Origin of the sequence: Arthrobacter sp. Bi83, from assembly GCF_918698095.1 — a bacterium.
Classification (GTDB): domain Bacteria; phylum Actinomycetota; class Actinomycetes; order Actinomycetales; family Micrococcaceae; genus Arthrobacter.
This window is the reverse complement of sequence record NZ_CAKKLY010000016.1, coordinates 13,369-39,634: the sequence shown is the minus strand read 5'-3', so window position 1 is coordinate 39,634 and position 26,266 is coordinate 13,369. Positions and strand designations below refer to the sequence as shown.

Sequence of the window (26,266 nt, the reverse complement as noted above, 5' to 3'; positions counted from 1 at the left end):
ATGCGATGTACCGCGGATGTCCGGCGGTGTTTCACAGCCTACAGGTGACGGAATCCGCGGCCCTGTCAAGTGTGGAAGGAGGGCGCCAACACGTCCCCAGCCTCGCGACGTACACTGTCCAAATCAGTGTGCGTGATGTGCCTGCGTGAGGTGGAGCCCGGATGCTCTGGAAGCTGCTCGTTGAGTACCTGCGGCCGCAGCGGCGGCTGCTGATCGCCGTCGTCGTTTTCCAGCTGGCGCAGTCCATCGCTTCCTTGTACCTGCCCACGCTGAATGCGGACATCATCGATGAAGGTGTGGCGAAGGGCGACACCGGCTACATCCTGCGGGTGGGCAGCCTGATGCTGTTCATCACGCTGCTGCAGATCGCGTGCGCGGTGACGGCCGTGTACTTCGGGGCGAAGGCGGCGATGGGCCTGGGGCGTGACCTGCGCGGGGCCATCTTCGGCCGGGTGGGTGAGTTCTCCGAGCAGGAGGTCACCCGGTTCGGTGCCCCGAGCCTCATCACGCGCTCCACCAACGACGTCCAGCAGGTCCAGCAGCTCGTCCTGATGTCCGCCACGCTCATGGTCGCGGCACCAATGCTCAGCATCGGCGGTGTGATCATGGCCGTCCGGCAGGATGCCCAGCTGTCCTGGTTGATCGCCGTCAGCGTCCCGGCACTGCTGATCGGCGTCGGACTGATCATTACGCGGATGGTGCCGCTGTTCCGGAAGATGCAGGTCCGGATCGACACCGTGAACCGGGTGCTCCGCGAACAGCTCACCGGCATCCGTGTGGTGCGGGCGTTCGTGCGCGAGGACATCGAGACCGCCCGGTTCGCGCGGGCCAACGCGGACGTGACCGACACGGCCCTGCGCGCCGGGCGGCTGATGGCGCTCGCGTTCCCGGTGGTGATGCTGGTGCTCAACGTCTCCAGCGTGGCCGTGATCTGGTTCGGCTCGTTCCGGATTGAGGACGGGTCCATGCAGGTGGGCACCCTGATTGCCTTCCTCAGTTATCTGCTGCAGATCCTGATGTCCGTCATGATGGCCACATTCATGGCGGTGATGATCCCCCGCGCTGCGGTCTCCGCGGACCGGATCGGGGAGGTGCTGAACACAGAGTCAAGCGTGCGCCCGCCGGCGCACCCCGTGGGTTTTGGCGCCGATCGGGATTTTGGTGAAGACGGCGTTGCCCGGCGTCGCCCGCGAAGGGGCGAGCTGGAAATGCACGACGTCGGATTTGCCTACCCTGGTGCCGAGCAGCCTGTCCTCAGCGGGATCGGCTTTACGGCCCGCTCGGGGCAGACGACGGCGATCATCGGCAGCACCGGGTCGGGAAAGACCACGCTGGTGAACCTGATGCCGCGGCTCTTCGATGCCACCGCCGGTTCGGTGCGGTTCGGCGGCGTGGACGTGCGGGAGCTGCACCCGGACCTGCTGTGGGGGCACATCGGCCTGGTCCCGCAGCGGCCCTACCTGTTCTCCGGCACCGTGCGCAGCAACCTGCTCTACGGCAAGCCCGATGCCACCGAGGACGAGCTGTGGCGCGCCCTGGCCACGGCCCAGGCACACAGTTTCGTCCGGGAGATGGAGGGCGGCCTGGATGCGCCCATCTCGCAGGGCGGCACCAACGTCTCCGGAGGCCAGCGGCAGCGGCTCGCCATCGCCCGGGCCCTGGTGAAGCGGCCCGAGCTGTACATCTTTGACGACTCGTTCTCCTCGCTGGACACCGCGACGGACGCCCGCCTGCGGCAGGCACTCAAGCACGACACCTCCGGAGCCACGCTGGTGATCATCGCCCAGCGGGTGTCCAGCATCGTGGATGCAGACCAGATCCTGGTGCTCGACGACGGCCGGATCGTCGGGCGCGGAACGCACGGCGAGCTGCTGGAGACGTCCGAGACGTACCGGGAGATCGTCTCCTCCCAGCTGGCGGCGGAGGAGGCGGCATGAGTACCTCAAGCCGGACCGGAACCGGCAGCGGAACGGGAGCACCCGCCGTCGGACGTATTCCCGCGGGCGGGACAGGAGAGAGGCCCGCGGGGCCGCCCCGGCCGCCGATGGGCCCGGGCAGGGGCGGGCCCTTTGCCGGGATGAATGTCCCGGCGGAGAAGGCGATGAACTTCTGGCCGTCGGCCAGGCGGCTGCTGGGCACGCTGCGCCCGGAGCGGCTGTGGCTGGCGCTGGTCCTGGCGCTGGCCGTGGCGAGTGTGGCGTTCTCGGTGATCGGGCCGCGGCTGCTGGGGGAGGGCAGCAACCTGATCTTCGCCGGCGTCGTGTCGAAAAACCTGCCGGCCGGGGTGAGCAAGGACGAGGTGATCGCGCGACTGCGGGCGGCCGGCCAGAATTCGCAGGCGGACATGATCGGCGCGATGACGCTGACACCGGGGACGGGGATCGACTTCGCAGCGCTGGCCAGCGTGCTGGAGTGGGCGCTGGCGCTGTATGTGCTGGCGTCGGCGTTCGGCTGGATCCAGGCGTATGTGCTCAACGGTGTGGTGCAGCGGACGGTGTACCGGCTGCGCGAGCGGATCGAGGCGAAGATCAACAGGCTGCCGCTGCGGTATTTCGATTCAGTCCAACGAGGTGAGCTGCTCAGCCGGGTGACGAACGACGTGGACAACATCTCGCAGAGCCTGCAGCAGTCGATCTCCCAGGCGGTGACGTCGCTGCTCACGGTGGTGGGCGTGCTGGTGATGATGTTCCTGCTTTCGCCGGTGCTGGCGTTGATTGCGCTGGTGACGGTGCCGCTGACGCTGGTGACCACGGCGCTGATCGCCAAGCGCTCGCAGAAGCTGTTCGTGGCGCAGTGGAAGCACACGGGGGAGCTGAACGGCCAGATCGAGGAGACGTACACGGGGCACGCGCTGGTGAAGGTGTTCGGCCGGCAGCGGGAGGTGGAGGAGCGGTTCCGGCAGAAGAATGTGGAGCTGTTCGAGGCGAGCTTCGGCGCGCAGTTCATCAGCGGCCTGATCATGCCGGCGCTGACGTTCATCGGGAACCTGGTGTACGTGGGGATCGCCGTGGTGGGCGGGCTGCAGGTGGCGTCCGGGGCGATGCAGCTGGGCGACGTGCAGGCGTTCATCCAGTACTCGCGGCAGTTCACGCAGCCGCTGGCCCAGCTGGGGTCGATGGCCAATCTGCTGCAGTCAGGGGTGGCGTCGGCGGAACGGGTGTTCGAGCTGTTGGATACGGAGGAGCAGAGCCCCGATCCGGCTGTTGCCGTGGCGCCGGAGTCGGTGCGGGGCCGGCTGGTGTTCGATAACGTGTCCTTCTCCTATTCTGTTGACAAGCCGCTGATTTCGGACCTGAGCCTGGTGGCCGAGCCCGGGCAGACCGTGGCGATAGTGGGGCCCACCGGGGCCGGCAAGACCACGCTGGTGAACCTGATGATGCGGTTCTACGAGCTGGATGCGGGGCGGATAACGCTCGACGGCGTGGACGTCACCCTGATGACGCGCAACGAGCTGCGCTCGCGGATGGGCATGGTGCTGCAGGACACGTGGCTGTTCGGCGGGACGGTCCGGGACAACATCGCGTACGGCCGGCCTGGTGCTTCGGAAGCCGAGATTCTGGAGGCCGCGCAGGCGACGTACGTGGACCGGTTCGTGCGCTCGCTGCCGGAGGGCTACGACACGGTGCTCGACGACGAGGGTTCCAATGTGTCCGCCGGCGAGAAGCAGCTGCTGACGATTGCGCGCGCGTTCCTTGCCCGGCCTTCTGTGTTGATCTTGGACGAGGCGACGAGCTCGGTGGACACCCGCACCGAGGTGCTGGTGCAGAAGGCGATGAGTGCGTTGCGGTCCGACCGGACGAGCTTCGTGATCGCCCACCGCCTCTCCACGATCCGCGACGCCGACCTCATCCTGGTGATGGAGGCCGGGCAGATCGTGGAGCAGGGGACGCATGCTTCCTTGCTGGCGGCCGGCGGGGCGTACTCGGCGCTGTATGAGGCGCAGTTCGCGGCTCCTGTGGCGGAGGTTTAAGGGTTGGCGTCGTCTCGAAAGCCGAGGGTTGGAAGAGCGGCTGGTGAGTCTCGGCCGCCCGCAGTTCATGGCGCAAACCATTGGCTGGCGCCTCCGCCAGTCCAAGGAATTGATTCCAGGGACTGGCCCTCCCCCGTTCCAGCGTCTGCCGACGACGATACCGGTACATTTTGGCTGATTCAGCGGGCATGGCCGGACAAGACACCAGGAGAATTTGTACTGGAGGTTTTGACTCCGGGACGGCCCGGCGTCAGGGGAGCTCATCTGCGTCACGGGCAGTTCGAACTTATCCCGTTGGACGATCCGGGGCTGCCCGCCTTGCGGGGGGAAGCGGAGCGGGGGGAATTGATTTCGTACTGGCCCCACCACCAGGCGGTCGTCCGGGCGGAGGGCCGCTACATAAAGATCTTCGAGCCAGGCGGCGCCGTCGTACCGGCCGAGCGCTGTGCACAAATGGACGTCCTGCTGGACGCCGGCAACTTCACAACACCCAGAATTCTCCGTCAGAGTTCCCAGAAGGACGTCATCGTTTTCAGCGCCATCGAGGGACAGACTCTGAACGAGCTGGGCCAGGTGGAGGCCGCCGTCTGCGATCAAGAGTTCGCCAGGGCGTGGGAGAAATGGTCGCGCGCCTGGGTCACGGAACTGAACGGCTCCTATGATCCCGCGGCACAGAGCGTTCTCTACAGCCTTCCGCTCCGTTCAGCAGAGTGGGAAGCCACGAAGGCGTGGCGACGGGTGGACGACTGGTTGCGGCACAATGAAAACGTCCCCGAGTTGTCGTCTCAGCGCGATGCCTTGCGTGCCGCTGCAGAGCAAGTGGCCACGAACCTGCTTCGGACAACACCGGATCCTCTGGTATGGGCCCACGGAGACCTTTACGACAGGCAAATCATCGTTCCTGCCGACGAAATGCCGCCCGGATTGCTGGACTTCGACAGTACGGCCCAACACGAGGCCGCCCGGGATCTGGCCGGCCTGGACGTCCGACTGGAGCTTCATCTGCGAAATAACCGCATGACGCCCGAAAGATATCTGACGGCTCACAGGCAGGTGCTGGCCGCCGCCGAGGAACTGCACGTCAGCCCGGCCCGGTTCGATGCGTACTCGGACGCCATCTGGCTCCGTCTGGCACTTTCTCCGTTACCTGGACGCTTCTCCCTGGCCATCGCCGTCCTCGCGGAACGCGCGGCACGGGAGCTGAGACAGTGAGCCCCCGGCAGATGACGGCTCCACCCGCAGCGACAGCCGTCTACGATCCTCGACGCCGACCTCATCCTGGTGCTGGAGGCCGGGCAGATCGTGGAGCAGGAGAATGCATGCGGAGTTGTTGGCGGCCGGCGGGGCGTACTCGGCGCTGTTCGCGGCTCCAGTGGCGGAGGTTTAAGGGTCTGGGGTCAGCGCCGGCGTTGGTCTTGGTGCGCCTGGGCTACGAAGTGCTCAACCCGACGATCCGGAACAAGCCAGATCAGCGCCACCACGGTATAGACCGCAACTCCCAGTAACGGCTGTACTGCGCTCAGCGCAAGGCCCGTCAAATAGATCAGCGGGGACGCCTTGCCTTTCCAGTCCCTGCCGACGGCCCGGGCGAGGGCACCCTCCCTGCCCTGATGGCGGATGAGGGTCTGCTGCAGGATGAAGTAGGCGATGGCCGCGCAGAGGAGGTTGATCCCATATACAAGAACCGGGACCTGTAAAAACCCGGACTCGTCCATCCAACGGGTGCTGAACGGGAAGAGCGAGAGCCAGAACAAGAGGTGCAGGTTCGCCCAGAGGATCCCGCCGTTTACCCGGTCGGCCAAGTGGATCATATGGTGGTGGTTGTTCCAGTAGATGCCCACGTAAACGAAACTGAGCAGGTAGCTGAGGAAGGTGGGCAGCACAGCGGCCAACCCCTGCCAGGTCGGTTCGTGCGGCACACGCAGCTCGAGCACCATGATGGTGATGATGATGGCCAGTACGCCATCGCTGAATGCCTCCAGCCGATTCTTGTTCACAAAGTTCCCTTCATCAGCGCCTCATCCCAGCTTTACGTAGTACCGGATATGGGCTTCCCCTACTTTGCCTTGGTCGAGGCCGTTGCGTCGATTGACTGCCGAGGCATCCATGAGCCCGGCACGCGCAGCACCCCAACCGCCGCCACCAAATAAGGCACCGGATCCGCGTCCGACCCCGCAGCCCACTGCATCCAGGCCTCGAACGTCGCCCCGAGATAAGCGGCGCACAGATACCCAGCAACATCCTCGCTGACTCCAGCCGATAACAGGTAAGCACGCGTCCGCTCCCGCTGCGGCGCCAGCGACTCGTAACTCCGGCTGGCCAGTTCGGGGTGTTCAGCGATCAGGCGAAGCCGGCCGCGCGTGACCTCCAGGTCAGGGAGAACAGCAACTCCAGCGACAGCCGCATCTCGCAGCCCCACCAGCATGTCGCCGTCGGAAGCGCCCGCAACGCTAAAGGAATCCAAAACCCGCCCAGATGCCTCGATCACCGGGTCCATTCCGCCCCAGATGAGTTCGGCCTTGCTGGAGAAGTAGCGGTACAGGCTCTTGCGCCCGATCCCCGCCTCGCGCGCGATGTCCTCCACGGAGGTCTGCTCGTACCCGCGCTCGGCGAAGAGTCGCAGCGCGATGGCGGCCACGGCGTCGGGATCAATCGTCACCGGGCGCCCGGTGGCGCGCGGAACGGCGGTCTTCAAAGCATCCGAAGGCATCCCACCAGTATTCACCCTTACATTATGACACGGAGTGTCATAATGTGGACCGCACCACGATCAGCAACGTCTGGAAGGACATCATGGGCAACGAAGCTTCATGGCAGGAAGCTGCCACCGGCGGCCGCTTCGCCGGCAAGACCGTCATCGTCACCGGGGCGGTCTCCGGCATCGGCCAGGCCACCGCCCTGCGCGTCGCCAAGGAAGGCGGCCGCGTCATCGCCGCCGACATCAGCAAGGAACGCCTGGATGACCTGGTAGCCGAGAACGCCGGACTGGACCTGGTCCCCGTGGCCGGCGACATCTCCACCGAGGAGACCGTGGCCGCCGTCGTCGCTGCCGCCGGCGGACGGGTCGATGCGCTGGCGAACGTCGCCGGCATCATGGACAACTTCGCCCCCATCCACGAGGTGGACGACGACCTCTGGGACCGCGTCTTCCGGATCAACGTCACCGCCCTCATGCGCCTCACCCGCGCCGTGGTGCCGATGATGCTCGACGCCGGCACCGGCTCCGTGGTCAACGTCGCCTCCGAGGCAGGCCTGCGCGGTTCCGCCGCCGGCGCCGCCTACACCGCGTCCAAGCACGCCGTCGTCGGCCTGACCAAGAACTCGGCCGTGATGTACGGGCCGAAGGGCCTGCGCTTCAACGCCGTGGCCCCCGGACCCACCATCACCAACATCGTGGCCAACTGGCGATCTCAGCTCGCGGCCGAACGCCTCGTCCCGCTGATGAAGGCCACCGTCCCCACGCCCGCCACCGCGGCGCAGCTCGCCGCGTCCATCACCTTCCTACTCAGCGACGACGGCACCAATGTCAACGGCGCCATCCTGGCGTCCGACGGCGGCTGGTCGGCGCTGTAGAGCACCTCGCTCACCGCCCCTGCGCACAGCAGATGCTCGCGTGGAATAGGCTCCCACGGGGATCGGGAAGACGACTCTGGTGAGCCTGATGATGCGGTTCTTCGAGATTGATGCGCGCCGGATAATGCTCGACGGCGGGGACGTCACCTCCATGCCCATCCGCGAGCTGCGCTCGCGGATGGGCATGGAGCTGCAGATACGTAGGTGTTCGCGGATCGATCCGGGACAACATCGCGTACGGGCGACCTGATGCTTCCGAAGCCGAGATTCTGGAGGCCGCGCGGTTCGTGCACTCGTTGCCGAAGGGCTACGACACCGTGCCCGAGGACGAGGGCACCAATGTGTCCGCCGGCGAGAAGCAGCTGGTCACGATTGCGTGCGCGTTCCTGGCCGGGCCATCGGTGCTGATCCTAAATGAGGCGACGAGCACGCATGCTTCCTTGTTGGTTGCCGGCGAGGCGTACTCGGCGCTGTATGCGGCGCAGTTCGCGGCTCCGGTGGCGGAGGTTTGGGGACGGCTGGGGGATCAGTATTGTCAGGTTGAGCTCTAAGAGCCTCTTGAGCCGTGTCGGAAAAGGGGAATCACACCCTATGCTGACGCCCATCGGCCTCTTACCTGACGTCAGGTTGGGGTGTAACCAAACCGCAAACCTGCCGCGTTACCGTCTTTTGGCTGCGATGTGGGCGCCTGCGGCAATCATCCCGGGTCCGTCGCTGGCGGTGATGATGTCGGCGAAGTTGCTGGCGTAGCTCCCGAGGTCTTCGTGTGTTGACCCGACTACTGCGTAGACGGGTATGCCGCGGCTGCGGGCTAGTATCCCGGAAATAATTTTGCCTTGGCCTGTTTGGGAGTCGAGTCGGCCTTCGCCGACGATGACTGCTTCACTGGCGGCGATGTGCGCATCGGCCTGCAGTAGGTCGAGGATGTAGTCCGCGCCGGAGACTAGTGACGCTTCGTACTGTGCCCACACGCCGCCCGCGAAACCGCCGGCCGCCCCGGCCCTGTCGACTTTTCTGGGGTCGCGTTTAAGGGTTTCGGCGAGTCGCTCTAGTCGCTGTGTCAGGATGTCGACGGTGGCCGGGTCGGCTCCTTTCTGCGGACCGAAGACCCGAGCCGCGTCGGAGAATTTGGTGGTGACGTCGGACAGGACGACGAGTTGGGCTCCGCGCAGTCCGCCGGCCTCTTCGATGGCGGTGATGGCTCCGGCACCGCCATCTGTGGTTGCTGACCCGCCGGCGGCGACGAGAATCCTTTGGGCTCCCTGCCGGACTGCTTCAGCGATCAAAAGTCCTGTGCCGTATGTGTTGGCGGTCAAGGGGTCCCGTGTCTGCTCAGTGGGCATGGTCAGGCCACTGGCCGAGGCCAGTTCAACAATGGCTGTCCCGTTTTGTGTAAGACCGATGACCGCTTTAGCTTCGTCACCCCAAGGACCGACGGTGCTGACGGTGAGGGGTTGGGCCTGTAGTCCTTGGAAGATGACATCGAAAGTCCCCTCGCCGCCGTCGGCGACGGGCATCTCCAGAGCTGTTCCGCCGACCGACCTTATCCCGTTGGCGATGTGGGCTGCGACTTCGGCTGCAGTGTAGGTGCCTTTGAAGCTGTCGGGCGCAACGAGAATCATGCGGTCTGGTCCGGTCCGTACAGGACCATGGCATCGCCTTGTCCGCCTCCGCCACACAGCGCATCGACTCCGCGTCCTGTCCCGCGGCGGCCCAGTTCCAAACCGGTATGCAGGACCAGGCGGGCTCCGGACGCGCCGATGGGTTGTCCGAGAGCGATCGCACCCCCGTTGGCGTTGATTTTCTCTGCAGGGATGTTAGGGGCGGCGGCGCTGTCGAGTGCGACACGGGCGAAGGCTTCATAGATTTCGATCAGATCGAAGTCGGCTGCTGTCAGCCCTGTTTGGGCGGCTGCCTGTGCGATGGCCCGCGCGGGTTGGTGCTGGAGTGTCGAGTCAGGTTCGGCAACGTCGGGCACGGTGTAGTCGCCGTGGCTCATGTTCATGCGGGCGACGTCACTGCCGGCCTCCAGCACCGCGAGGATGTTTTCGTAGCTGGCAACTGCCGGGCCGAACGTAGCCACAATTTTTGCGCGTCTCATATACCTACCTCTATTGGTCACCGACATCGATTATTAACCGCAGCGGGCGGTCCGTACGGATTCCGGGGGCACGCACCCTCACCGCCCACGCGTGTTGATTTGTGCGTGGCGGACCTTTGCGGGCCTGCCGTCGTGCCGCCCGCGCTTTGTTGCTAGGTACGCTTCAATCGCGGCCTGCAGGTCGGCTAATTCTGAGCGTGACATGACCCAAATTCGTCCGACTTTGGGGTCCTTGCAAAAGGAGACCGTCACTTCTTCGGTTGAGTAAAGTTTGCTTGGGTTGTCTTTCACCGTGAACTGTGTGGCGCTCATTTTGGGCTTGTACTCCGTACTAATGGTGGGCTCGAGTGGAGGGCATCATCATGTAGTCCACTTCAGGAGTGCTGGCTGATGTTTTCCCAGCCAGGAAGGGGACACCGAACACCGGCTCGGTCGTGAGAACGTGAACCTCCGTTAGTCCGTGCGCGGCCAAGTGGGTGGTGAATGATTCCTGGAGCGCGACCTGATTGACGCCGAGACCTCCTCCAAGGACCACGGGACCGGGTATCCCGAGCCGAGTGGCGACTTGGAGCGCCTGCTCGGCGAGGCTTTTGCCTGCCTGCTGAATGAGGATGAGGCTCTCTGGGTGGCCCATTTGGGCGCAGGCGAAAACAAGTCGTGACTTATTTGCCCAGTAGGTCCGGTCGGCGCCGCCGTGGAAGAGCCGGATCAGTTCCTCGGGGGAGTTGAGACCGCACTCTTCCAGCAGCGCCGTGCTGAGGTCATCGGTGGGCAGCCCGAGGTTGGCTCGGTGAAGTGCATGGCGTACTGATTCACGAGCGAGCCAGTAGCCACTTCCTTCGTCGCCGAGGAGATAGCCCCAGCCTCCGACTCTTGCCTCTGTACCGTCGGGGGCGATGCCCCAGACGGCGGAGCCCGTGCCAGCGATGACGGCGATACCTGTCCGGGCGCCCGCGGCGGCAAGAATCAGTCGGGTGTCATGAACTATGGTCACCGCGACACCTGGAATATGGGGGGTAATAAGGCTGCGCAGTGCCGCCTTGTCGGCGTCGGTGTCCACACCACCGGATCCGACGTACACCTCGTCCGCTTCATCCGCTCCGAGGGCCTTGAGAAGGCCGGCGAGGTTCCGGGAAGCCGTGGTTGTGCTGACGTTCTGAGTGTTGGCGCTCCCTGCGATCCGGTCTTCTACGACCGACCCATCCACCAGCTTAATGCCGTGGGTTTTGGAGCCGCCGATGTCCAGACCGATCACCGTACGGACACCGGTCATGGCTGACGATGCCCTCATTCGCTGCTCCTTCCTTGAGGAGTTAGCCGTGGCGGGACGATCTCTTCGTAGTGATTGGGTCCGTTCGGCTGTGGGCGGAGATCGTTGGAGCTCAGAACGCATGCAAGCGCGGCGCCGGGCCATCCGAACCAGTGCCGGGACAACCACTCGCCCGTTAAGGGGTCAGCAGTTTCGGGCAGCATGCCCTCCTCGGACATCAACTCCTCTAGAGTGCCAAGGACGCGCGCCTGGCGTTCATCGTCGCCAACGGCCCGCGCGAAGATGAGCTCCTGGATGAGACCCAGCCCCCACACACCTTCTGTGTGCACGGACCCGAGTCCACCGAACGGACCCCTCAAGGCATAGGGTCCTGCGCTGTCGAAGGCCGCTTCCATGGTGGTGCGCCACGCCGGGTCCTCCGGCGAGCAGAAACCCCACGCTGCCGCGAGGGCAGTTGGTAGGTCATTGGCGTCGGCGTACAGGCGGTACCCGTCGCTGGCGTCCACCTCGTAGGCGTAGGCTGGGCGCCCGGAGGGGCTATCGACTTGAAACAGGGCTTTGGTCTGTTCGCGTACCCTGTGGGCTCTTCGACGTACCTCAGCGCCGTCGAGCCCAAGTTCGTCTGCAACCTGGCCGAGCCGGCTGAGCACTTCGGAGAACAGGATCTGGGTTGAGAAGTTGTGCGGGTACTCGGCGGGATCGTCGGCTGGGTTTTCCTGGCTGACGAGCAGGTCTGTTTCCGGGGAGATGACGAGATCCCTAAAGGCAGCTTCGATGCCGCGCTGCCAATGGGGAAGGTCCGTTGAAGGCCAGTGCCCGAACCGTCGCCGGAAGTCGACGAGCTCGAGGACTGGATACAGCTGCTGGTCCGCCTGGAGCCCCGGGTCTTTGACCTGGCCGCCCGTTAGGTGGCTGCGCATCCAGGGCCCTTCGGAGCGGGCGGGCCCGAAGAGCCAGTTCAGGTGGCGGCGTACGACGTCTTCCTCAACCGATCCGGTTTCGCCATGGAGCAGGAGAGGCAGGACGATGAAGTAGGCGTCGCGCGTCCAGGACAGTGGCAGGAGGCGGTGGTCCGTGACGACGCAGGTTTGGTCTTCGGTGACATCGAGCGCGCAGCAGCCAAGAGCGTAGGCGCGTGCAGCGTGAATGGCTCGGTCACAAAGATCACCGACTGTGGCAGCGACGACGTGCGTCCCTCCCCTGGGGAAGCGAAGACCGCCGTCGACCTGGAGGTCCACGGTCAATGACAACTCGGAGGAGGTCCTGCCCGGGGCGTGGCATTCGAAGTCCCCTCCAACCTGCACCCAGCCCACTTGACCGGCTGGTGACGAGGCGGTGATGGTCGCGCCCGCGGTGAGGGCGGCGGACCGGAGGGTCAGCACAGGCCCGTGGACGTCGATGACAGTGTCCTGCGGGATCGGCTGCGGAGGTTTGATGTCGGTGATTTCGGCGTAGGGTGGGCGTTGCAGGCGGCCGCGGAACCGTATGGATAATGGTCCGGTGGACCGAGTGGTCCAGGCCAGGCCTGAGCCGCGCGTGGTTACGTCTGCCTCGAGCGTAACGGGATTGTTCGAGAGCAGCTGCAGTGCAGCCGAGGCGTCACTCGCGAGGTGGGCTCGGTATGCCCGGACCCGGGCTTCGACTCCCCGGTCCTGGTCCTCCGAGAATTCCCGGGCCCCGGTCATTTCGACCATGCCGAGCAGTGGGTGTGGTCGGGTGACAGCAAGGATTGCGGTCTCTGTGAACGAGGCGGCGAGCAGGCCGTTGCCGACGTCTCGGGGCTTGCGTTTGCTCATGCTTCGTCCTCCCTGTGGCCGAAGAGGTAGAGGTTCGGGCGTCCCATCCAGAGCGAGGGTTCACGGCCCCGTTCTGCAGGGATTTCCGACAGGTCGAGGGTAGCGCGGAGGACCACGTCGTCGAGTGCGGCCGCGGCGAGAACGCGCCCCCGGGGATCGACGACCATGGAGTGTCCGCAGAAGCCCGGCGAGTTGGAGTTGGCTGCGATCGCGAAGATTTGGTTGTCCTGGGCGCGGGCGCGCGTGCGTACCTCGATCAGGTGCTCATGGTCGGCTCCGACCGCCGAGGGGATGACAAGGATTTCGGCGCCCCCGAGTGCCTGCGTGGTCGCGATGGCGGGAAACGCGTGCTCGAAGCAGATTTGCGGTCCCAGGACGCCGGCAGGAGTTGCAATGACCGGAAGCTGGTGCCCGGCTTCAAATACGGGCAGCTCGGCAGGGAACAGGTGGGACTTACGGTAAGTCGCGAGGTCCCCGTCGGGGGCGGCGATGAGCAAGGAGTTGCACAGCTTGCCGTCCTCGGCGCGTTCGAGAAACCCGACCACGATGGTCGCATTGTGCCGTTGCGACAGGTCCCGAACGAGCCTCGCGGTGGGCCCGGTCCTGGCATGCTCAGCCAGGTCGGCGCTTCGGGCAGTGACCACGGCAAGGTCGTATCCGGGGATGAACATTTCGGGAAAGACGATGAGGTCGGCGTCGCCATGCTCTTTGACCACATCGGCGAGATGCCGGCGGCTGTACTCGGGGTCGCCGACAGGCATAACGTGCTGGACAACAGCCAGGCGAACACATCGCGTCGTTTCGGTCATCATCCTTTGACCGCCCCGGCGAAAAGTCCCTTGACGTAGTAACGGTTCAGCAGGGCAAACAGGAGCAGCGGGGGCAGGATCGCGAGGATGGATCCGGCCGAGATGAGGTCGTCCTGGTTGAGCTGAGGCGCGTTCAGGTTCGCCAGTCCGACAGTGATCGGACGGTGATCGGCATCAAGCAGTGTGAGGCCCATAAGCAGGTCATTCCATACGAATACGAAGTCGATGATGACGAACGACACGATGCCCGGGAGGGCGAGCGGAAGGGCGATGGCGCTGAACGCTTTGAACGATCCCGCACCATCGATCTTGGCGCTCTCAAGAAGTTCGTTCGGGATACCTTCGAAGAAGCTGCTCAGCATGAAGATCGACCATCCCGCGCCGAATGCTGTATGGACCAGGGCGATGCCGAGATACTGCCATGACCCGTTGTTAAGGCCCAGTGTCCGGAACCACGGGATGAGCGGGATCAGGATGATCTGGACGGGCACGATCATGGTCGTGAGCAGCATGACGTGGACGAAGCCCTTGAACCGAAAGCGCATCCGGGCGAAGGCGTACGCGGCGACCGTTCCGACGGCGAGCGTGATGAGCACGGACAGCACGGCGATGATGAGACTGTTCACAGCGTAGCCGGAGAGGCCACCGTCCCAGACCCGGCCGAAGTTAGCGAACGTCACCGTGGCCGGGTCGGCCGTCCACCATCCTTTGGTGCTCTGATCAAGCGGCAGGACGGCGATGGCACCAGCACCAACAACGGGAACAATCCAGACAATGCTTGCCACGGTAAGAATGGCGTAGAGGGTAAGCGTGCGCCACTGGGACGTCATGAGGGGTTTCCGTTCTTGCGGAGGAAGGGCATGGCGGCGGCAATAAGTACGAACGACATGATGATGGCGATCGCGGCGGCCTGCCCGGCTTTGGGGGAGTCGAGGAACTGGAACGCCTGTTGCCACAGCAGCAATCCCAGGACTTCGGTGTCTTGAGCGGGGCCGCCGCCGGTCGTGACGAACACGATGTCGAAGGTCCGCAAGGCGAAGATGATCGAGATCACGACGACGACGACAATCGAGGGCCGCAGGCTCGGAAGGGTTACGTGCCGGATGGTCTGCCACCGCGAGGCCCCGTCCACCTTCGATGCCTCGACCAACTCAGCCGGTACCGAGGTGAGGCCGGCTGTGAAGGTGATGACGCCGAAGCCGACGAAAGCCCACACAGCTGGGATGATGATCATGATATTGGTGAGCCGGACGTCCAGCCCGCCCAGATGCAGCACGCCGGGATTGGACAGCCAGCGGCCAAGGTGCAGCTCGAGCGGACCGATATTCAGGTCGGCATTGCCCACGCCGATGAGCTTCAAGGCTGCGTTGAGCAGCCCCTTGTTGGGGTCCGGGTTGTAGATGAACCCCCAGATGACACCGACCGCGGCCAGAGAGATCGTCATCGGCAAGATGATAGCGCTGCGGAAGAACCCGGTGCCCTTTTTCGCTTCCCAGATAAGCAGGGAGAGCGCGAGGGAGATGACCACGACCAGGAACGGAAAAACGATGAGCCATACCACTGAATTGAGTGCAGCGTTCCAAAAGTCCGCACTCGTGAGCGTAGTGGTGTAGTTGTCAATTCCGGCAGGGACCCAAGTGTCGGGCTGATCCGCCCGCCAGGGGTTGAGCATTCCCCACGTGAAGAAGCTCGAAAGGAACGTCGCCACGGCAGGCCAGAGATAGAAGCCGGCAAAGATTGCCAGCAGCGGGGCAAGGAAGATGTAGGCAAGACGGGTTTCGGAGCCGCGCCCGCGTCGCTTGGCGCGTCCTGACGGGACGGGGACCGTACTTGTGTTCTGCCCGGCGTTGGTGGGAGGCGCTGTTCGGGCGCGGCTCGTCATCATGTTTCTTTAGCCCTTCGAGCGGGTATCGACGCTGGTCATCGTCTTCGTGAACGATGCGACGTCCTTGGTGCGGATCAGGTCATCAAGGGCCTGGCGGTATTTCACCTGGATCTCGCCTCCGATCCAGTCATCGAGGTCGTAGCCGGCCTGGGTGGAGGCGTCTTTAGGCCAGAGAGCGGCAGCTTTTTTGTCATTGGGGGTCGGGTAAACATCCGCCGGGACCTTCATGTTCGGGGCAATGTAGCCGCCCTTCTTGGCCCAGATCGACTGGCCGTCGACAGACCCGACGTAGTCCAGGAATGCCTTGGTTGTAGCCGGGTTCTTGGTCTGCTTGCTCCCGATGAACAGGTCGCCGCTGACTGCCTGGGCAGGTTTCTGGTCTTTGTACGCAGGCAGCGGGAAGAAGGAGTAATCATCTCCGGGCTTGAGGTTTTTATCGCAGGACGGAACGACGGCGTTGACGAAGGCGCCGTTGTTGCCGAAGGCGTGCTGGCCGGAGACCCAGCCGCAGACCTCGTTGCTGAAACCGGTGTCCAGCGCATCTGAGGACCAATACTTGTCGATGAGTCCGGTGAGCACCGTCATGGCCTCAACGATCTTGGGATCATCCCACCCAATTTTGCCCTGCTGCAATTGCTGGTATTTATCCACACCCGCAACATTAAGCATGACCGGATCAACCCACTGAGTAGGCACCCAGACATCCTTGGCGCCGACTGAAAATGCTTTGGATGAGGTGTTCGCCTTGTCCAGGGCAGCGGTGAACTCGTCCCAGGTTGCGGGGGCCTTGGTCAGCCCGAGGGTGGTGTCGGTCTTCTTTGTGGACCAGATGAGTCCGTTCACGTTGCCCTTGAAATACACCGCATCGGCGTGGGCGTCCGAGCCCATTACGATCGATTTCAGGGAGTCGTTGTACGCTCCCTGGTCAAGCCAGGACTTCCACTCATCGTCCAGGTTCATCAGCAGACCCTGTTTCGAGAACTGACGAACTGTGCTGGGAAGTGCTACGGCAGCGTCGGGCGCGTTGCCTGAGGCGAATTGCTGTGCAAGCTGCGTCTGGGTTTGGTCGAAGGGAACAGTATCAACTTTCACCTTCGTGCCCGGGTACTTGGCCTGGAATCCGTCGACCACGGCTTGGAAGGCCTGGCCTTCAACGCCTGTCCAGTTCGCAACGACGCGGATCTCACCGCTCGGCTTACCGGACGCGTCGGCGCCTGGATTGCCTCCTGAGCAAGCGGCCAACGGCGCTACGCCGATAAGTGCGGTTGCGAGAGCCGCTACGCGGCGGCCTCGCGAAAATGTGATGGTCATGGAGCCCTCCGAGGATTTATTTGTCATCTTCGACATTACAAATGGTGAGGGGTGGGGGTACGGATGTCAAGGTGATGGCATGCTGAAGCGGCCGATAGGGTTATCAGCGGAAGGGAACGGAGCGAAGCCTGGTCAGGCCAGGGGGAGGCCAGTGACCGCAGAGATGCCCTGGGCCGCGAGGCGCACTTCCCGGGGAATCGACGCGCCGGAGACGATGGCCGCGAGGAGGTGCCTGAGCTGGGCACTTACCCGCTCATACTCCGGAATGGCAGGTCGGGTAGTGGCCTCCGGGAGGACTCGGGCCACGTCGTGGAGGAAACCCGTGCCTCGCGCAAGCACCGATGCGGCGCTGACCCGGGACGGCAGCTGCCCGGTGGTGTCGGCCACGGTCATTTGAACCGTTGCTTCCATCAGTCGGCGGATGATTCGCATCGCCAGATGCGGTTGGCGCGATTGGCGGAACACGGCGTAGGCGAGGCCGCCTGCGAGTACTTTCGCCCCAGGCTCGGGCGCTGCGGGAAGCGGAGCGAATCCGAAGCGGTCCAGGGACTGGATGGGTGAGAGACCGGTCAGTGCGGCCAGATCGGCGAGGTCATAGCTGCCGCCCAGCGCAATCTGGCTGTACCCGGACGCGAGTGACTGCAGGGCGGACTTCCGGCCCCATCCGGCACTCCTTTCATCGACGAGACCATCTTTGACAAGCGTCGAGAATGCCCGGGCCGCGCGAATGGCAGCCGGCTCGGCGAGAACGACCGTCTCCTCAGCTATGACGGACGCGCCATGGGCACTGAGCCAGCCGTGCAGAACATAGGTGGCAGTCTCGGCGGCGTCCGGTCCTGCGGGCACCGCGATCGGCGGCCGTCCGTATAATTCACGGCATCCCCGGGCGACTTGCCGAAGCTCGCGCACTGTCGTCGGCGCGTGGACAAAGCCGGCGCGAGCCACGCTCTCGCGATCAAACCAGAGACCTGCAACATCCACTTCCGCCTGGACCGCGACGACGCGACCATGATAGCTCGTGGCCTCGATAAAGGCACGGCCCACATCGGCGCGATACGTCTGCTCCACCCACTGCGCGTCGAGGTCATCGATCGGGCAAAGAGCGTCAACCGCGGCCAACTGCGGGACCCAGACCGAGTCGAGCACCGCAAGATCAGGCGCGTCGCCCCCCGCAACCGCGGCCAGCAGGTAGCGGTGCAGGTCCGGGAAGGGGACAACCTCCACATCGAGAATGATCTCCGCCGGGCTGACGCTTCGTACGAGACCGGCCCAGTCCTCTGTCGGGACGATCAGGCGTACGCGCGTGTCGCTCAACTGCCGCGTGATCCAGGCCGGGTTAACGAAGGTTCCCTTGCGCCTCTGTCGGATGATCACTCCCTCATCGAACAACTCTGCCATTGCACGGTGAACAGGGTTGCGGGAGATTCCGAGCTGCCCACAGAGTTCGTGTTCGGTAGGGAGCTGACCGTCAGTACCAAAACGCCCCTCCAGAATGGCCTTGACGAGGGAATCCTTCAGTTGCACATAGAGGGGGCTCCTCGAAGCAGGATCCAGCTGATTCAACATCAACTTCTGGCGTCCCTGCACTTGCCGCACCGGGAAGCGGCGGGTGCGCCGAGTCGCACACAGACATTCGGAAACCGCAAAGTGGACATACGGCAACACTACTTCGCCCGACTGGATTCCAGGCTTCACTCCTGGTCAGGGGCGCGGGAAACGGAGGTGCGGAAGCCCTGGAATCATCGAAATAGCACCCAAGAAACGGAGGCATGGAACTCGCCAGACGAAAAGGTCGCGATATCACCTCTGCGCCTGGGCAGCTGTCTGAGAACCACGCCGGGCTCCCACCGACAGGCGAGTTCCCCTTGTCAGCGCACCCAGCGTCAGATTGGGGTGTAGCTCAATCGGGCGGTGTCTCTACCTTTTGCATCCCTCCCGGAAATCAGGGGGCCGTGTAGGGATCATGCTGTGCCGCCAAAGCCGGATTTCGGGCCGGACACTCGCAGGAACTTCTTGGGCACGACCGTCCCAGCCCTACTTGCAGAGGCGGTCCTGTACTGCCGGGATCCGTTGAGTAAATGGGTCTGGTGCGGGCTGGGCGTGCGGATCGGTGGGGACTCAGTGTGCGCGGCGGACCGCCTGGACTGCCGCATCGTAGAGGTCAAAGAGGTCGACCCGCCCGCGCAGGCGTGACCATTCCTCCGTGGCAGCTTGCAGGCATGTGATCGCCGCCGCTGCGATCGCCCGCGCCTCGAGCAATCGGTGCTCTGAAAGGGGCAGCCGCTGCTCGATCTGCGGTGCGAGTAGTTCCTGCCAGCGCGACTGTTTCTCGGCGTGCCCGGCGCGCAGCGATTCACTGCCGAAGAGGAGGGTGACGATCTCTAGTCGTCGTTCTGTGGTGGTCTCGATCTCTTCAAGCACGTGGAAGGCCGCACGCAGGGACTCCCAGATGTCCTCGTCCGCAGCTGAGGCGGCGAAGCGTTCAGCGATCCGCTCGCCCTGTTCTGACAGCCCACTGAGCGCCAGGTCCTCCTTGCTCTTGAAGTAGTTGAACAGCGTGCGTCTGGAGACGCCGGCGGCGGCAGCGACCTCCTCGACGGTGGTCTGGTCGTACCCCTTTTCAGCGAACGCAGCCATAGCGGTCTGGGCAATGAGGGAACGGACGACAGCACGCGTCTTCTCCCGAAGGGGAGGAGATGAAGAAACCATGCACTTATGGTACATGAATGCATTCGATGTATTTTGTTGCACCGAGTGCACAGGCGTGCATATCATGTACCCATGAATAGAATCGACTACACAACCCAGACCACCATCGTCACTGGAGCAAGTTCTGGCCTCGGAGCAGAATTCGCCCGGCAGCTGGCCAGCCGGGGCTCCGACCTCGTCCTCGTCGCTCGGCGCGCCGACCGCCTCGAGGCGCTTGCCCAGGAACTCACCCTCGCTCATCAGGTCAAGGTGACCGTCATCGCACGCGATCTCGGTCGACCCGACGCCGGCCGAACACTTCGTGCCGAGCTCGAAGGCCGGGGTATCCGGGCGACGAGTCTGGTCAACAATGCCGGCTTCGGCACCCATGACGAGTTCGACGCCGAGGACCCCGAGCGTCTCCAGAGCATGATCGCCCTGAATGTCAGTTCCCTCGTCGACCTGAGCCACGCGTACTTCGAGCCGCTGAAGGCCGGCAAGGGCGTGCTCATCAATATCGCGAGCCTTCTCGGCCTCCAGCCGACTCCCTACCTCAGTGTGTACGGCGCTACCAAGGCATTCGTGCTGAGCTTCACCGAGTCCCTGTGGGAGGAGGCGCACGGCTCCGAACTCAGCGTGCTCGCCGTGTGCCCTGGTGCAATGCAGACAGAATTCTTCGACGCCGCAGGCAGCCAGTCCGCCGATTACGGCACCACCAGGGCGACACCACAACATGTTGTGCGGGTCGCGCTCGAGACGCTCGACCGTCGCTCCGCGCCGCCGTCGGTGGTGACCAACGGCCGGCCCCTGGCCATAGCTACCAAGTTCCTGCCGCGCCGGATGGTCGTGCGCACCATGGGCCGGATGGCACGTCCGGCCGCGCATGTCTAGCAACGCCTCCCGCGTTCACCGGCGCCCCAATCGCATCCGCTAGGAGCGGACAATGGCTCCCACGGTACAAGCCACACCACGGATCACAGACGCGGAGCGCTTCCACGGCATCCTTGCTGCCCAGCGCGCCGCCTTCCTCCGCGACGGAACGCGTTCGCTGCCGGGGCTAGGAAGGTTCTGAGCGCCCTGAAGTCGGTGTGGCTCGCCTGGCGGCGCGACGTCCGAGAGGCGACCAACGCCGCACTTCGGAAATCGCTCCGACCAGGCGGCGGGGGAAGTCCTCGGCGTCGTTCAGGGCACCAACTATCTGAGGCGCAATCTGCGAACGTTCATCCGCCGGACCCGTTGCTGAACCCCAGTGCACATCCGTCTTGGAAGTAATTGCATCGGGTGCAGTCGGCGGGCATCGTCGGATGCCGCCGGCGGCGGATGATGCTCAAACCATCCCCTGGCGCAGCGCGAACCAGCGAAGTAGCCGACGAGATGGAGCGCGAGGTGTTCGAACAGAAAGGTGACCGTCGTAAGCGCCACGGTTCAGCCTTCTCCGTACTGCCGTTCGGTCATCTCACCTTGCCGGAAGCCCCGCCCTTTCTGGGAAACGAATGAGGGCAACGCGCTGACGATCGTTTCATCGATTTCTTCAGGTGTAACAGAAAAACTGTTATTTATAACTTAATTCTTGACAGGACTAGCGTCGATGCCGTTATATGGATCACATAATCTTTCGCTCGTCGCAGACATCTGAAGCCTTCCGCAAAGTGGCGGTTCAGTGTCGCGCCATCTAGGAGATAGCAATGGCAGCATCGTCCGCTTCCGCAACTTCAGTTTCGACCACAGCACTAGAGTCCAAGCGTTCTTGGGCTGACCGTATTGGCATGCCGCACGCGCTGCGGTGGGGCTTTCTCGGGTTGCTCGTTTTCATGATCGGTGACGGGGTCGAGTCCGGATATTTGTCCACGTTCCTGCTGGACCGGGGCCTGGACCAGGGCCAGATCGGCCTTTTGTTCACGCTGTATGGGGTCGCCGCGGGCGTGGCCGCGTGGGCCTCGGGGGCCTTGTCGGATCTTTGGGACCCGCGCAGGGTGATGATCCTCGGACTGGTTCTGTGGGTCAGTTTCCAGGTTGTTCTGCTCTCGGTCGCGCTTCCCTCGATGGACTACACCCTGCTCCTTGTCTGTTACGGTCTCCGCGGTCTGGGTTACCCGCTCTTTGCCTATGGCTTCCTCGTCTGGATCGCGGCGTCCACCCCGTCAAACCGGCTAGGCTCGGCCGTTGGCTGGTTCTGGTTCGCTTTCACAGGAGGCCTGCCCACGCTCGGGTCGTTGCTGGCAAGTGCCACTATCCCTGCGGTCGGCGCCTTCAATACCCTCTGGATGGCCCTGGGCCTGGTGATCCTCGGCGGTCTTATCGTTCTCACAACGGTTCGGGAACGCTCCGGCTTTTCCCGCCTTGCCCCGGAGGGCGAAAAGCCCGTTGCGACGCTGGCGTCGAGCCTGACCATCCTGTGGCGCAACCCGAAGGTCGGCATGGGCGCAGCGGTCCGCGCCATTAACACCGCGTCCCAATTCGGCTTTCTGGTGTTCCTCCCGGTCTTCTTCACGCGGGAGATTGGCTTCCAACTCAGTGAGTGGCTGCAGATCCTCAGCGTGGTGTTCCTGACCAACATCTTCTTCAACCTGATCTTTGGGATCGTCGGGGACAAGTTCGGCTGGCGAAACACGATCGCTATCTTTGGCGGTATCGGATGCGCCATTACCACCCTTGCCTTCTACTACGTGCCCCTGGCCGCCGGCCCTAACCTGCTGGTTGCCATGGCCGTCGGTGCCGCCTATGGAGCCACCCTGGCCGGTTTCGTGCCACTGTCCGCGCTGATGCCGTCCCTCGCCCCGGAACACAAGGGCGCGGCGATGTCAGCCCTGAACTTCGGCGCCGGAATGTCCGTCTTCCTGGGCCCGCTGATCGTGACCCTGTTTCTGTCCCTCGTCGGGGTCGGTGGTGTCATGTGGATTTTCGCCGGGCTCTACGTGCTCAGTGCCGTACTGACCTGGCAGCTGAAGCTCCCCTCGGCAGCGCCCCGGCACGCGGACGCTGGCAGCACCTACTGATCATCAGCTACACCTGACCTGAGAGGCAGAACCGTTCCAATGGAGCAGCTTCGCTCCGGGTACCCGCATTACGTCACGATACGGAGGCAACCGACAGGTTGCCACCAGGAACAGAAAGGCCCACGCCATGGCGGTCATCGCTGTTGATGCCGGCACCACAATGATCAAGGCCGTCGGATACGACGAGGAAGGCACCGAACTGGTCGTCGTCCGCCAGGCAACGTCCGTCAACCGCCCCCACCCGGGCTGGGCAGAGCAGGACATGCTCGCCGTGTGGGATGCCGTGGTCTTCAGCGTCCGCAGCGTCCAGCGCCAGCTGAGGTCGGACATCGATTTCCTCGCCATCACCGCCCAAGGCGACGGGTGCTGGCTCGTGGACCAGTCGGGCGAACCCACAGGGCCCGCGATCCTTTGGAACGACGGACGCGCCGCCGCCATCGTCGAGGACTGGTCCCGGCAAGGAGTGCTCCAACAAGCCTTCCAGATCAACGGGTCCCAAATCTTTCCCGGATTGCCCAACGCCATCCTCACCTGGCTGAAGCACAACGACCCGGAACGGCTTGACAGCTCTCACGCGTCCCTTACCTGCGGCGGCTGGCTCTTTGCCCGGATGACCGGGGAACTGGCCATCGATGAATCAGACGGGGCCGCACCGTTCATGGATATCCGCACCCGCCGCTACTCACCGGAGCTGTTGAAGCTCTACGACATGGAGTGGGCACGCCCGTTCTTGCCGGAGCTGCGCGGCGATGACCGGCGGGTAGCGGCCCTGACCCGGGCCGCTGCACTGGAGATGGGGCTGCCGGCGGGCCTGCCGATTGTCATGTCTTCCTACGACATCGCCTCCACCGCCATCGGCGTGGGAGCGGTCACCCCCGGCCAGGCCTGCAGCATCCTCGGCACGACCCTGTGCACCGAAATCGTCGCCGACACGGTGACCACTGAAGGCAAATCCGCCGGGCTGACCGTGGCCCTGGGGCTGCCCGGCAAGTACCTCAACGCTTTCCCCACGCTGGCCGGCGGTGAAGTCATCCAGTGGGCCTGCCAACTGCTGGACCTGGGCAACCCGACCGAGCTGGCCGAGCTCGCCGAAGCCTCCCAGCCTGGAGCGAACGGGCTGGCCTTCATCCCGTACCTCTCTCCGGCAGGGGAGAGGGCCCCGTTCCTCGACGCGCAGGCACGCGGCGCCTTCCTCGGCCTGTCCTTCGACCACGGACGCGAACATATCGCCCGGGCCGTGCTGGAAGGACTGACGCTGGTGATCCGGGACTGCCTGAGCACCTCGGGCGTCACCCCGACCGAACTGCGGGTCTGCGGCGGCGGGGCTGCGAACCCCATCTGGCTGCAACTCATCGCCGACGTCACAGGAGTGCCGGTGCTGCGCTCGACCGACACGGAAGTGGGCGCCAAGGGAGCCTTCCTCGTGGGCCTCGTCGCTACCGGGGGAGCCGCCCGGATCGAGGACGTCTCGTCGTGGTACGTAAGGATTCGGGACACGTTCACGCCGGATTCCGGACGGGCCGGAGTCTATGCCGAACTGTACGAGGACTTCTTGGCACTGCGGTCCACGGTGAGCGAAACCTGGCCGCGGCTTGCCGCCATGCGCCAGCGCACCCCGGAAACGGCCGGCACGAACCCGCTGCCCATCATCATCCCCGGGCATGTGCCCGAACGCTCGGCGGACCTGACAGCACCGGGAACGACGCCGGGCCAGATCCGCCGGCTGGAAGGAACCACGCCATGAACCAGCCAATCAACGAACCCCTCTGGATCGGACTGGACCTCGGAACGCAAAGCGTCCGCGCCCTGGCCGTCAACGCCGCGGGGGACGTACGTGGGGCTGGCACCCGCAAGCTCACCAGCCACCGGAACGGTCCCCGGCACGAACAGGACCCGGAACAGTGGTGGACGGCCGTGTCCGAGGCAGCCTCCGAAGCACTCCATGGCCTGGAACGGTGCAACGTCGGGGGTGTCGCCGTCGACGCGACCTCCGGCACGATTCTTCTGGCAGACCAGCGTGGCACGCCGGTCACACCCGGTCTGATGTACGACGACGGCCGGGCCGGCGCCGAAACCGACAGGGTCAACGCCACCGGCGCCCATGTCTGGGACGAACTGGGCTACAAACGCATGCAGACCCCCTGGGCCCTGCCGAAACTGCTCTGGCTGCTCAACGATCCGGCCACGCCCAGCACCGGAACCCGGCTGCTGCACCAGTCAGACTTCATCAATGAACGCCTGACCGGTCACATGGTCCCCACGGACCTGAGCAGTGCCCTGAAAACAGGCGCCCACCTGATCACCGAGCAATGGCCCGAGGACGTCTTCGAATCGCTGGGCGTCCCGCTGGCCATGCTTCCGTCCCTCGTCCGGTCCGGCACGCGCATCGGAGCTGTCTCCGCCGCCGCCGCCCGGGTCACGGGTATACCCGAAGGCACACCGGTCATCTCCGGGGCAACGGACGGGTGCGCGGCACAGCTGGGCGCCGGAGCGCTGAGCGTGGGCAGCTGGAATTCCGTCCTGGGGACAACCCTGATCCTCAAAGGCGTCACCCGGAACCTCATCCAGGACCCCCTCGGCGTCGTCTACTCACACAAGAGCCCGGACGGCGACTGGTTGCCCGGCGGTGCTTCCAGCACGGGGGCCGGCGTCATTTCCCGGGACTTCCCCGGCAAGGACCTGAACGTCCTGGAAGGGCTGGCCAGGACACGGGAACCCTCCCCACTGCTGACCTATCCCTTGGTCTCCTCCGGTGAACGGTTTCCGTTCGCCGCACCCGCAGCCCGCGGATTCACCCTCGGAACATCAGCGGATGAGGGGGACAGGTACGCCGCGGCGCTGCAGGGCGTGGCGTTCATCGAGCGGCTCTGCTTCGACTACCTGGACCTCCTGGGCGCACCCACCGACGGGAACCTTGTCCTGACCGGCGGTGCCACCAAGAGCTCTTACTGGAACCAGCTGCGGGCCGACGTCCTGGGGCGCGCCGTGACGCTGCCACAGAACGCGGAACCGGCCCTGGGCATGGCGGTACTCGCCGCCTCCCCGGACCGGGACACCGCCGACGTCGCAGCAGAAATGGTCAAGGTCCGCGAGGTCATCGAGCCCCGCCCACAGGCGACCGGCAAGTTTGATGACTCCTACCTCCGGCTCATCACCGAACTCGAACAGCGCGGCTGGCTTGATCCAACGGCCGCCGAACACGCCATCAAAAGGACAAACGCATGACAAACATCATCCTGTGCCGCCACGGCGAAACGGTCTGGCACGCCGAAAACCGGTACGCGGGTATCAGCGACATCGACCTGACCCACCGCGGCCACGACCAGGCAGCACAGCTCGCCGACTGGGCCCGGACAGCCGGCCTTTCCGCGATCTATGCCTCCACGCTCAGCCGCGCGCAGACCACAGCCGCCGCCAGCGCCACCACCACCGGACTGAGCGTCCGGGTGGATGAACGCCTCCGGGAGCTGGACTTCGGCGAAGGCGAAGGCCTGACCACCGCCGAGATGGAACAGCAGTTCCCCAAAGCCCTCACGCACTTCCGCGCAGACCCGGCGACCCATCACCTGCCCGGCGGCGAAGACCCCTTCAAAGCCGCGGACCGCTTCGTCACCTGCCTTCACGACATTGCCCGGCAGCACCCTGACGGGCGCGTCCTGGTCGTTGCCCACACCACCGCCATCCGGCTCGCCCTCTGCCAGATGATCGGCATCCCCTTACGCGAATACCGGCGCGTGTTCCCGGCCATCCGCAACTGCTCGCTCACCGAGCTCAGCTTCAAGGACGACTACGTCTCCGTGCTCGAGTTCAACACTCCCGTTACCGCCAGCCTCGTGCCCGCCGGCCGGCCCCAGAACTGATCCAGCA

Annotated in this window: 23 protein-coding genes and 1 pseudogene; 11 read left to right on the top strand and 13 right to left on the bottom strand. The window is 64.5% G+C overall.

What is annotated here, in order from left to right; genetic code table 11:
• Positions 1-161 precede the first annotated feature (161 nt).
• The 3 genes from LQ144_RS09705 (at position 162) to LQ144_RS09695 (ending at position 5,182) form a co-directional block, all read left to right on the top strand.
• Positions 162-1,937: an ABC transporter ATP-binding protein gene (locus LQ144_RS09705; RefSeq protein WP_230118421.1), complete on the top strand. Its 1,776-nt coding sequence runs from the start codon at positions 162-164 to the stop codon at positions 1,935-1,937.
• A 107-nt stretch (positions 1,938-2,044) separates the two neighbouring features.
• Positions 2,045-3,970: an ABC transporter ATP-binding protein gene (locus LQ144_RS09700; protein ID WP_230118489.1), complete on the top strand. Its 1,926-nt coding sequence runs from the start codon at positions 2,045-2,047 to the stop codon at positions 3,968-3,970.
• Between the two features lie 345 nt (positions 3,971-4,315).
• Entirely contained in the window at positions 4,316-5,182 is an 867-nt protein-coding gene (locus LQ144_RS09695; RefSeq protein WP_230118420.1) for a phosphotransferase, read from the top strand.
• 185 nt (positions 5,183-5,367) lie between these two features.
• Here LQ144_RS09695 and LQ144_RS09690 read toward each other — a convergent pair whose 3' ends face one another.
• Both LQ144_RS09690 and LQ144_RS09685 read right to left on the bottom strand, forming a co-directional pair.
• Positions 5,368-5,967 (bottom strand): TMEM175 family protein, encoded by a 600-nt coding sequence (locus LQ144_RS09690; protein WP_230118417.1) that lies wholly within the window; start codon positions 5,965-5,967, stop codon positions 5,368-5,370.
• A gap of 59 nt (positions 5,968-6,026) precedes the next feature.
• Entirely contained in the window at positions 6,027-6,680 is a 654-nt protein-coding gene (locus LQ144_RS09685) for a TetR/AcrR family transcriptional regulator (protein WP_230118414.1), read from the bottom strand.
• An 83-nt stretch (positions 6,681-6,763) separates the two neighbouring features.
• On the opposite strand from LQ144_RS09685, the gene LQ144_RS09680 reads away from it, so the two are divergent.
• The gene (locus tag LQ144_RS09680; protein WP_230118488.1) at positions 6,764-7,543 is read left to right on the top strand and encodes an SDR family NAD(P)-dependent oxidoreductase; all 780 of its coding nucleotides are present in this window, start codon (positions 6,764-6,766) and stop codon (positions 7,541-7,543) included.
• A gap of 52 nt (positions 7,544-7,595) precedes the next feature.
• Positions 7,596-8,094: pseudogene (locus tag LQ144_RS09675) on the top strand (ATP-binding cassette domain-containing protein); the annotation flags it as partial.
• A gap of 108 nt (positions 8,095-8,202) precedes the next feature.
• On the opposite strand, the gene LQ144_RS09670 reads toward LQ144_RS09675, so the two are convergent.
• The 11 genes from LQ144_RS09670 to LQ144_RS09615 all read right to left on the bottom strand — a co-directional run bounded on the left by LQ144_RS09670 (position 8,203) and on the right by LQ144_RS09615 (position 19,424).
• On the bottom strand, positions 8,203-9,165 hold the full coding sequence (locus LQ144_RS09670) for a glycerate kinase (protein ID WP_230118413.1): 963 nt from the start codon (positions 9,163-9,165) through the stop codon (positions 8,203-8,205).
• The gene (locus LQ144_RS09665; RefSeq protein WP_290369744.1) at positions 9,162-9,644 is read right to left on the bottom strand and encodes a pyruvate kinase; all 483 of its coding nucleotides are present in this window, start codon (positions 9,642-9,644) and stop codon (positions 9,162-9,164) included. The genes LQ144_RS09670 and LQ144_RS09665 overlap by 4 nt, the downstream gene beginning before the upstream one ends.
• Before the next feature lie 78 nt (positions 9,645-9,722).
• On the bottom strand, positions 9,723-9,956 hold the full coding sequence (locus LQ144_RS09655; RefSeq protein ID WP_230118412.1) for a hypothetical protein: 234 nt from the start codon (positions 9,954-9,956) through the stop codon (positions 9,723-9,725).
• A 19-nt stretch (positions 9,957-9,975) separates the two neighbouring features.
• Positions 9,976-10,935 (bottom strand): BadF/BadG/BcrA/BcrD ATPase family protein, encoded by a 960-nt coding sequence (locus LQ144_RS09650; protein WP_230118411.1) that lies wholly within the window; start codon positions 10,933-10,935, stop codon positions 9,976-9,978.
• Positions 10,932-12,710 (bottom strand): glycoside hydrolase family 125 protein, encoded by a 1,779-nt coding sequence (locus LQ144_RS09645; protein ID WP_230118410.1) that lies wholly within the window; start codon positions 12,708-12,710, stop codon positions 10,932-10,934. The genes LQ144_RS09650 and LQ144_RS09645 overlap by 4 nt, the downstream gene beginning before the upstream one ends.
• Positions 12,707-13,519 carry a carbon-nitrogen hydrolase family protein gene (locus tag LQ144_RS09640; protein ID WP_230118409.1) on the bottom strand — a complete coding sequence of 271 codons (813 nt, stop codon included), beginning with the start codon at positions 13,517-13,519 and terminating at the stop codon, positions 12,707-12,709. Before LQ144_RS09640 ends, LQ144_RS09645 begins: the two co-directional genes overlap by 4 nt.
• The gene (locus tag LQ144_RS09635) at positions 13,519-14,349 is read right to left on the bottom strand and encodes a carbohydrate ABC transporter permease (RefSeq protein WP_230118407.1); all 831 of its coding nucleotides are present in this window, start codon (positions 14,347-14,349) and stop codon (positions 13,519-13,521) included. The genes LQ144_RS09640 and LQ144_RS09635 overlap by 1 nt, the downstream gene beginning before the upstream one ends.
• A complete protein-coding gene (locus LQ144_RS09630) occupies positions 14,346-15,401 on the bottom strand; it encodes a sugar ABC transporter permease (RefSeq protein ID WP_230118406.1) in 1,056 nt (351 codons plus the stop codon). The genes LQ144_RS09635 and LQ144_RS09630 overlap by 4 nt, the downstream gene beginning before the upstream one ends.
• A gap of 9 nt (positions 15,402-15,410) precedes the next feature.
• Entirely contained in the window at positions 15,411-16,715 is a 1,305-nt protein-coding gene (locus LQ144_RS09625) for an extracellular solute-binding protein (RefSeq protein WP_230118405.1), read from the bottom strand.
• A gap of 132 nt (positions 16,716-16,847) precedes the next feature.
• Positions 16,848-18,239: an extracellular solute-binding protein gene (locus tag LQ144_RS09620; protein WP_230118404.1), complete on the bottom strand. Its 1,392-nt coding sequence runs from the start codon at positions 18,237-18,239 to the stop codon at positions 16,848-16,850.
• A gap of 594 nt (positions 18,240-18,833) precedes the next feature.
• Positions 18,834-19,424, bottom strand: coding sequence for a TetR/AcrR family transcriptional regulator (locus tag LQ144_RS09615; protein ID WP_230118401.1), 591 nt, complete (start codon positions 19,422-19,424; stop codon positions 18,834-18,836).
• 72 nt (positions 19,425-19,496) lie between these two features.
• Here LQ144_RS09615 and LQ144_RS09610 point away from each other — a divergent pair, with 72 nt between their 5' ends.
• The 6 genes from LQ144_RS09610 to LQ144_RS09590 all read left to right on the top strand — a co-directional run bounded on the left by LQ144_RS09610 (position 19,497) and on the right by LQ144_RS09590 (position 26,259).
• Positions 19,497-20,294, top strand: a complete 798-nt coding sequence (locus tag LQ144_RS09610; RefSeq protein WP_230118398.1) for an SDR family oxidoreductase — start codon at positions 19,497-19,499, stop codon at positions 20,292-20,294.
• 52 nt (positions 20,295-20,346) lie between these two features.
• Entirely contained in the window at positions 20,347-20,475 is a 129-nt protein-coding gene (locus LQ144_RS22970; protein ID WP_290369743.1) for a hypothetical protein, read from the top strand.
• A gap of 613 nt (positions 20,476-21,088) precedes the next feature.
• Positions 21,089-22,399: an MFS transporter gene (locus LQ144_RS09605; protein ID WP_230118396.1), complete on the top strand. Its 1,311-nt coding sequence runs from the start codon at positions 21,089-21,091 to the stop codon at positions 22,397-22,399.
• Between the two features lie 127 nt (positions 22,400-22,526).
• Positions 22,527-24,143, top strand: coding sequence for an FGGY-family carbohydrate kinase (locus LQ144_RS09600; RefSeq protein ID WP_230118395.1), 1,617 nt, complete (start codon positions 22,527-22,529; stop codon positions 24,141-24,143).
• On the top strand, positions 24,140-25,624 hold the full coding sequence (locus LQ144_RS09595) for an FGGY family carbohydrate kinase (RefSeq protein WP_230118394.1): 1,485 nt from the start codon (positions 24,140-24,142) through the stop codon (positions 25,622-25,624). The genes LQ144_RS09600 and LQ144_RS09595 overlap by 4 nt, the downstream gene beginning before the upstream one ends.
• On the top strand, positions 25,621-26,259 hold the full coding sequence (locus LQ144_RS09590) for a histidine phosphatase family protein (protein ID WP_230118392.1): 639 nt from the start codon (positions 25,621-25,623) through the stop codon (positions 26,257-26,259). The genes LQ144_RS09595 and LQ144_RS09590 overlap by 4 nt, the downstream gene beginning before the upstream one ends.
• The last annotated feature ends 7 nt before the right edge of the window (positions 26,260-26,266 follow it).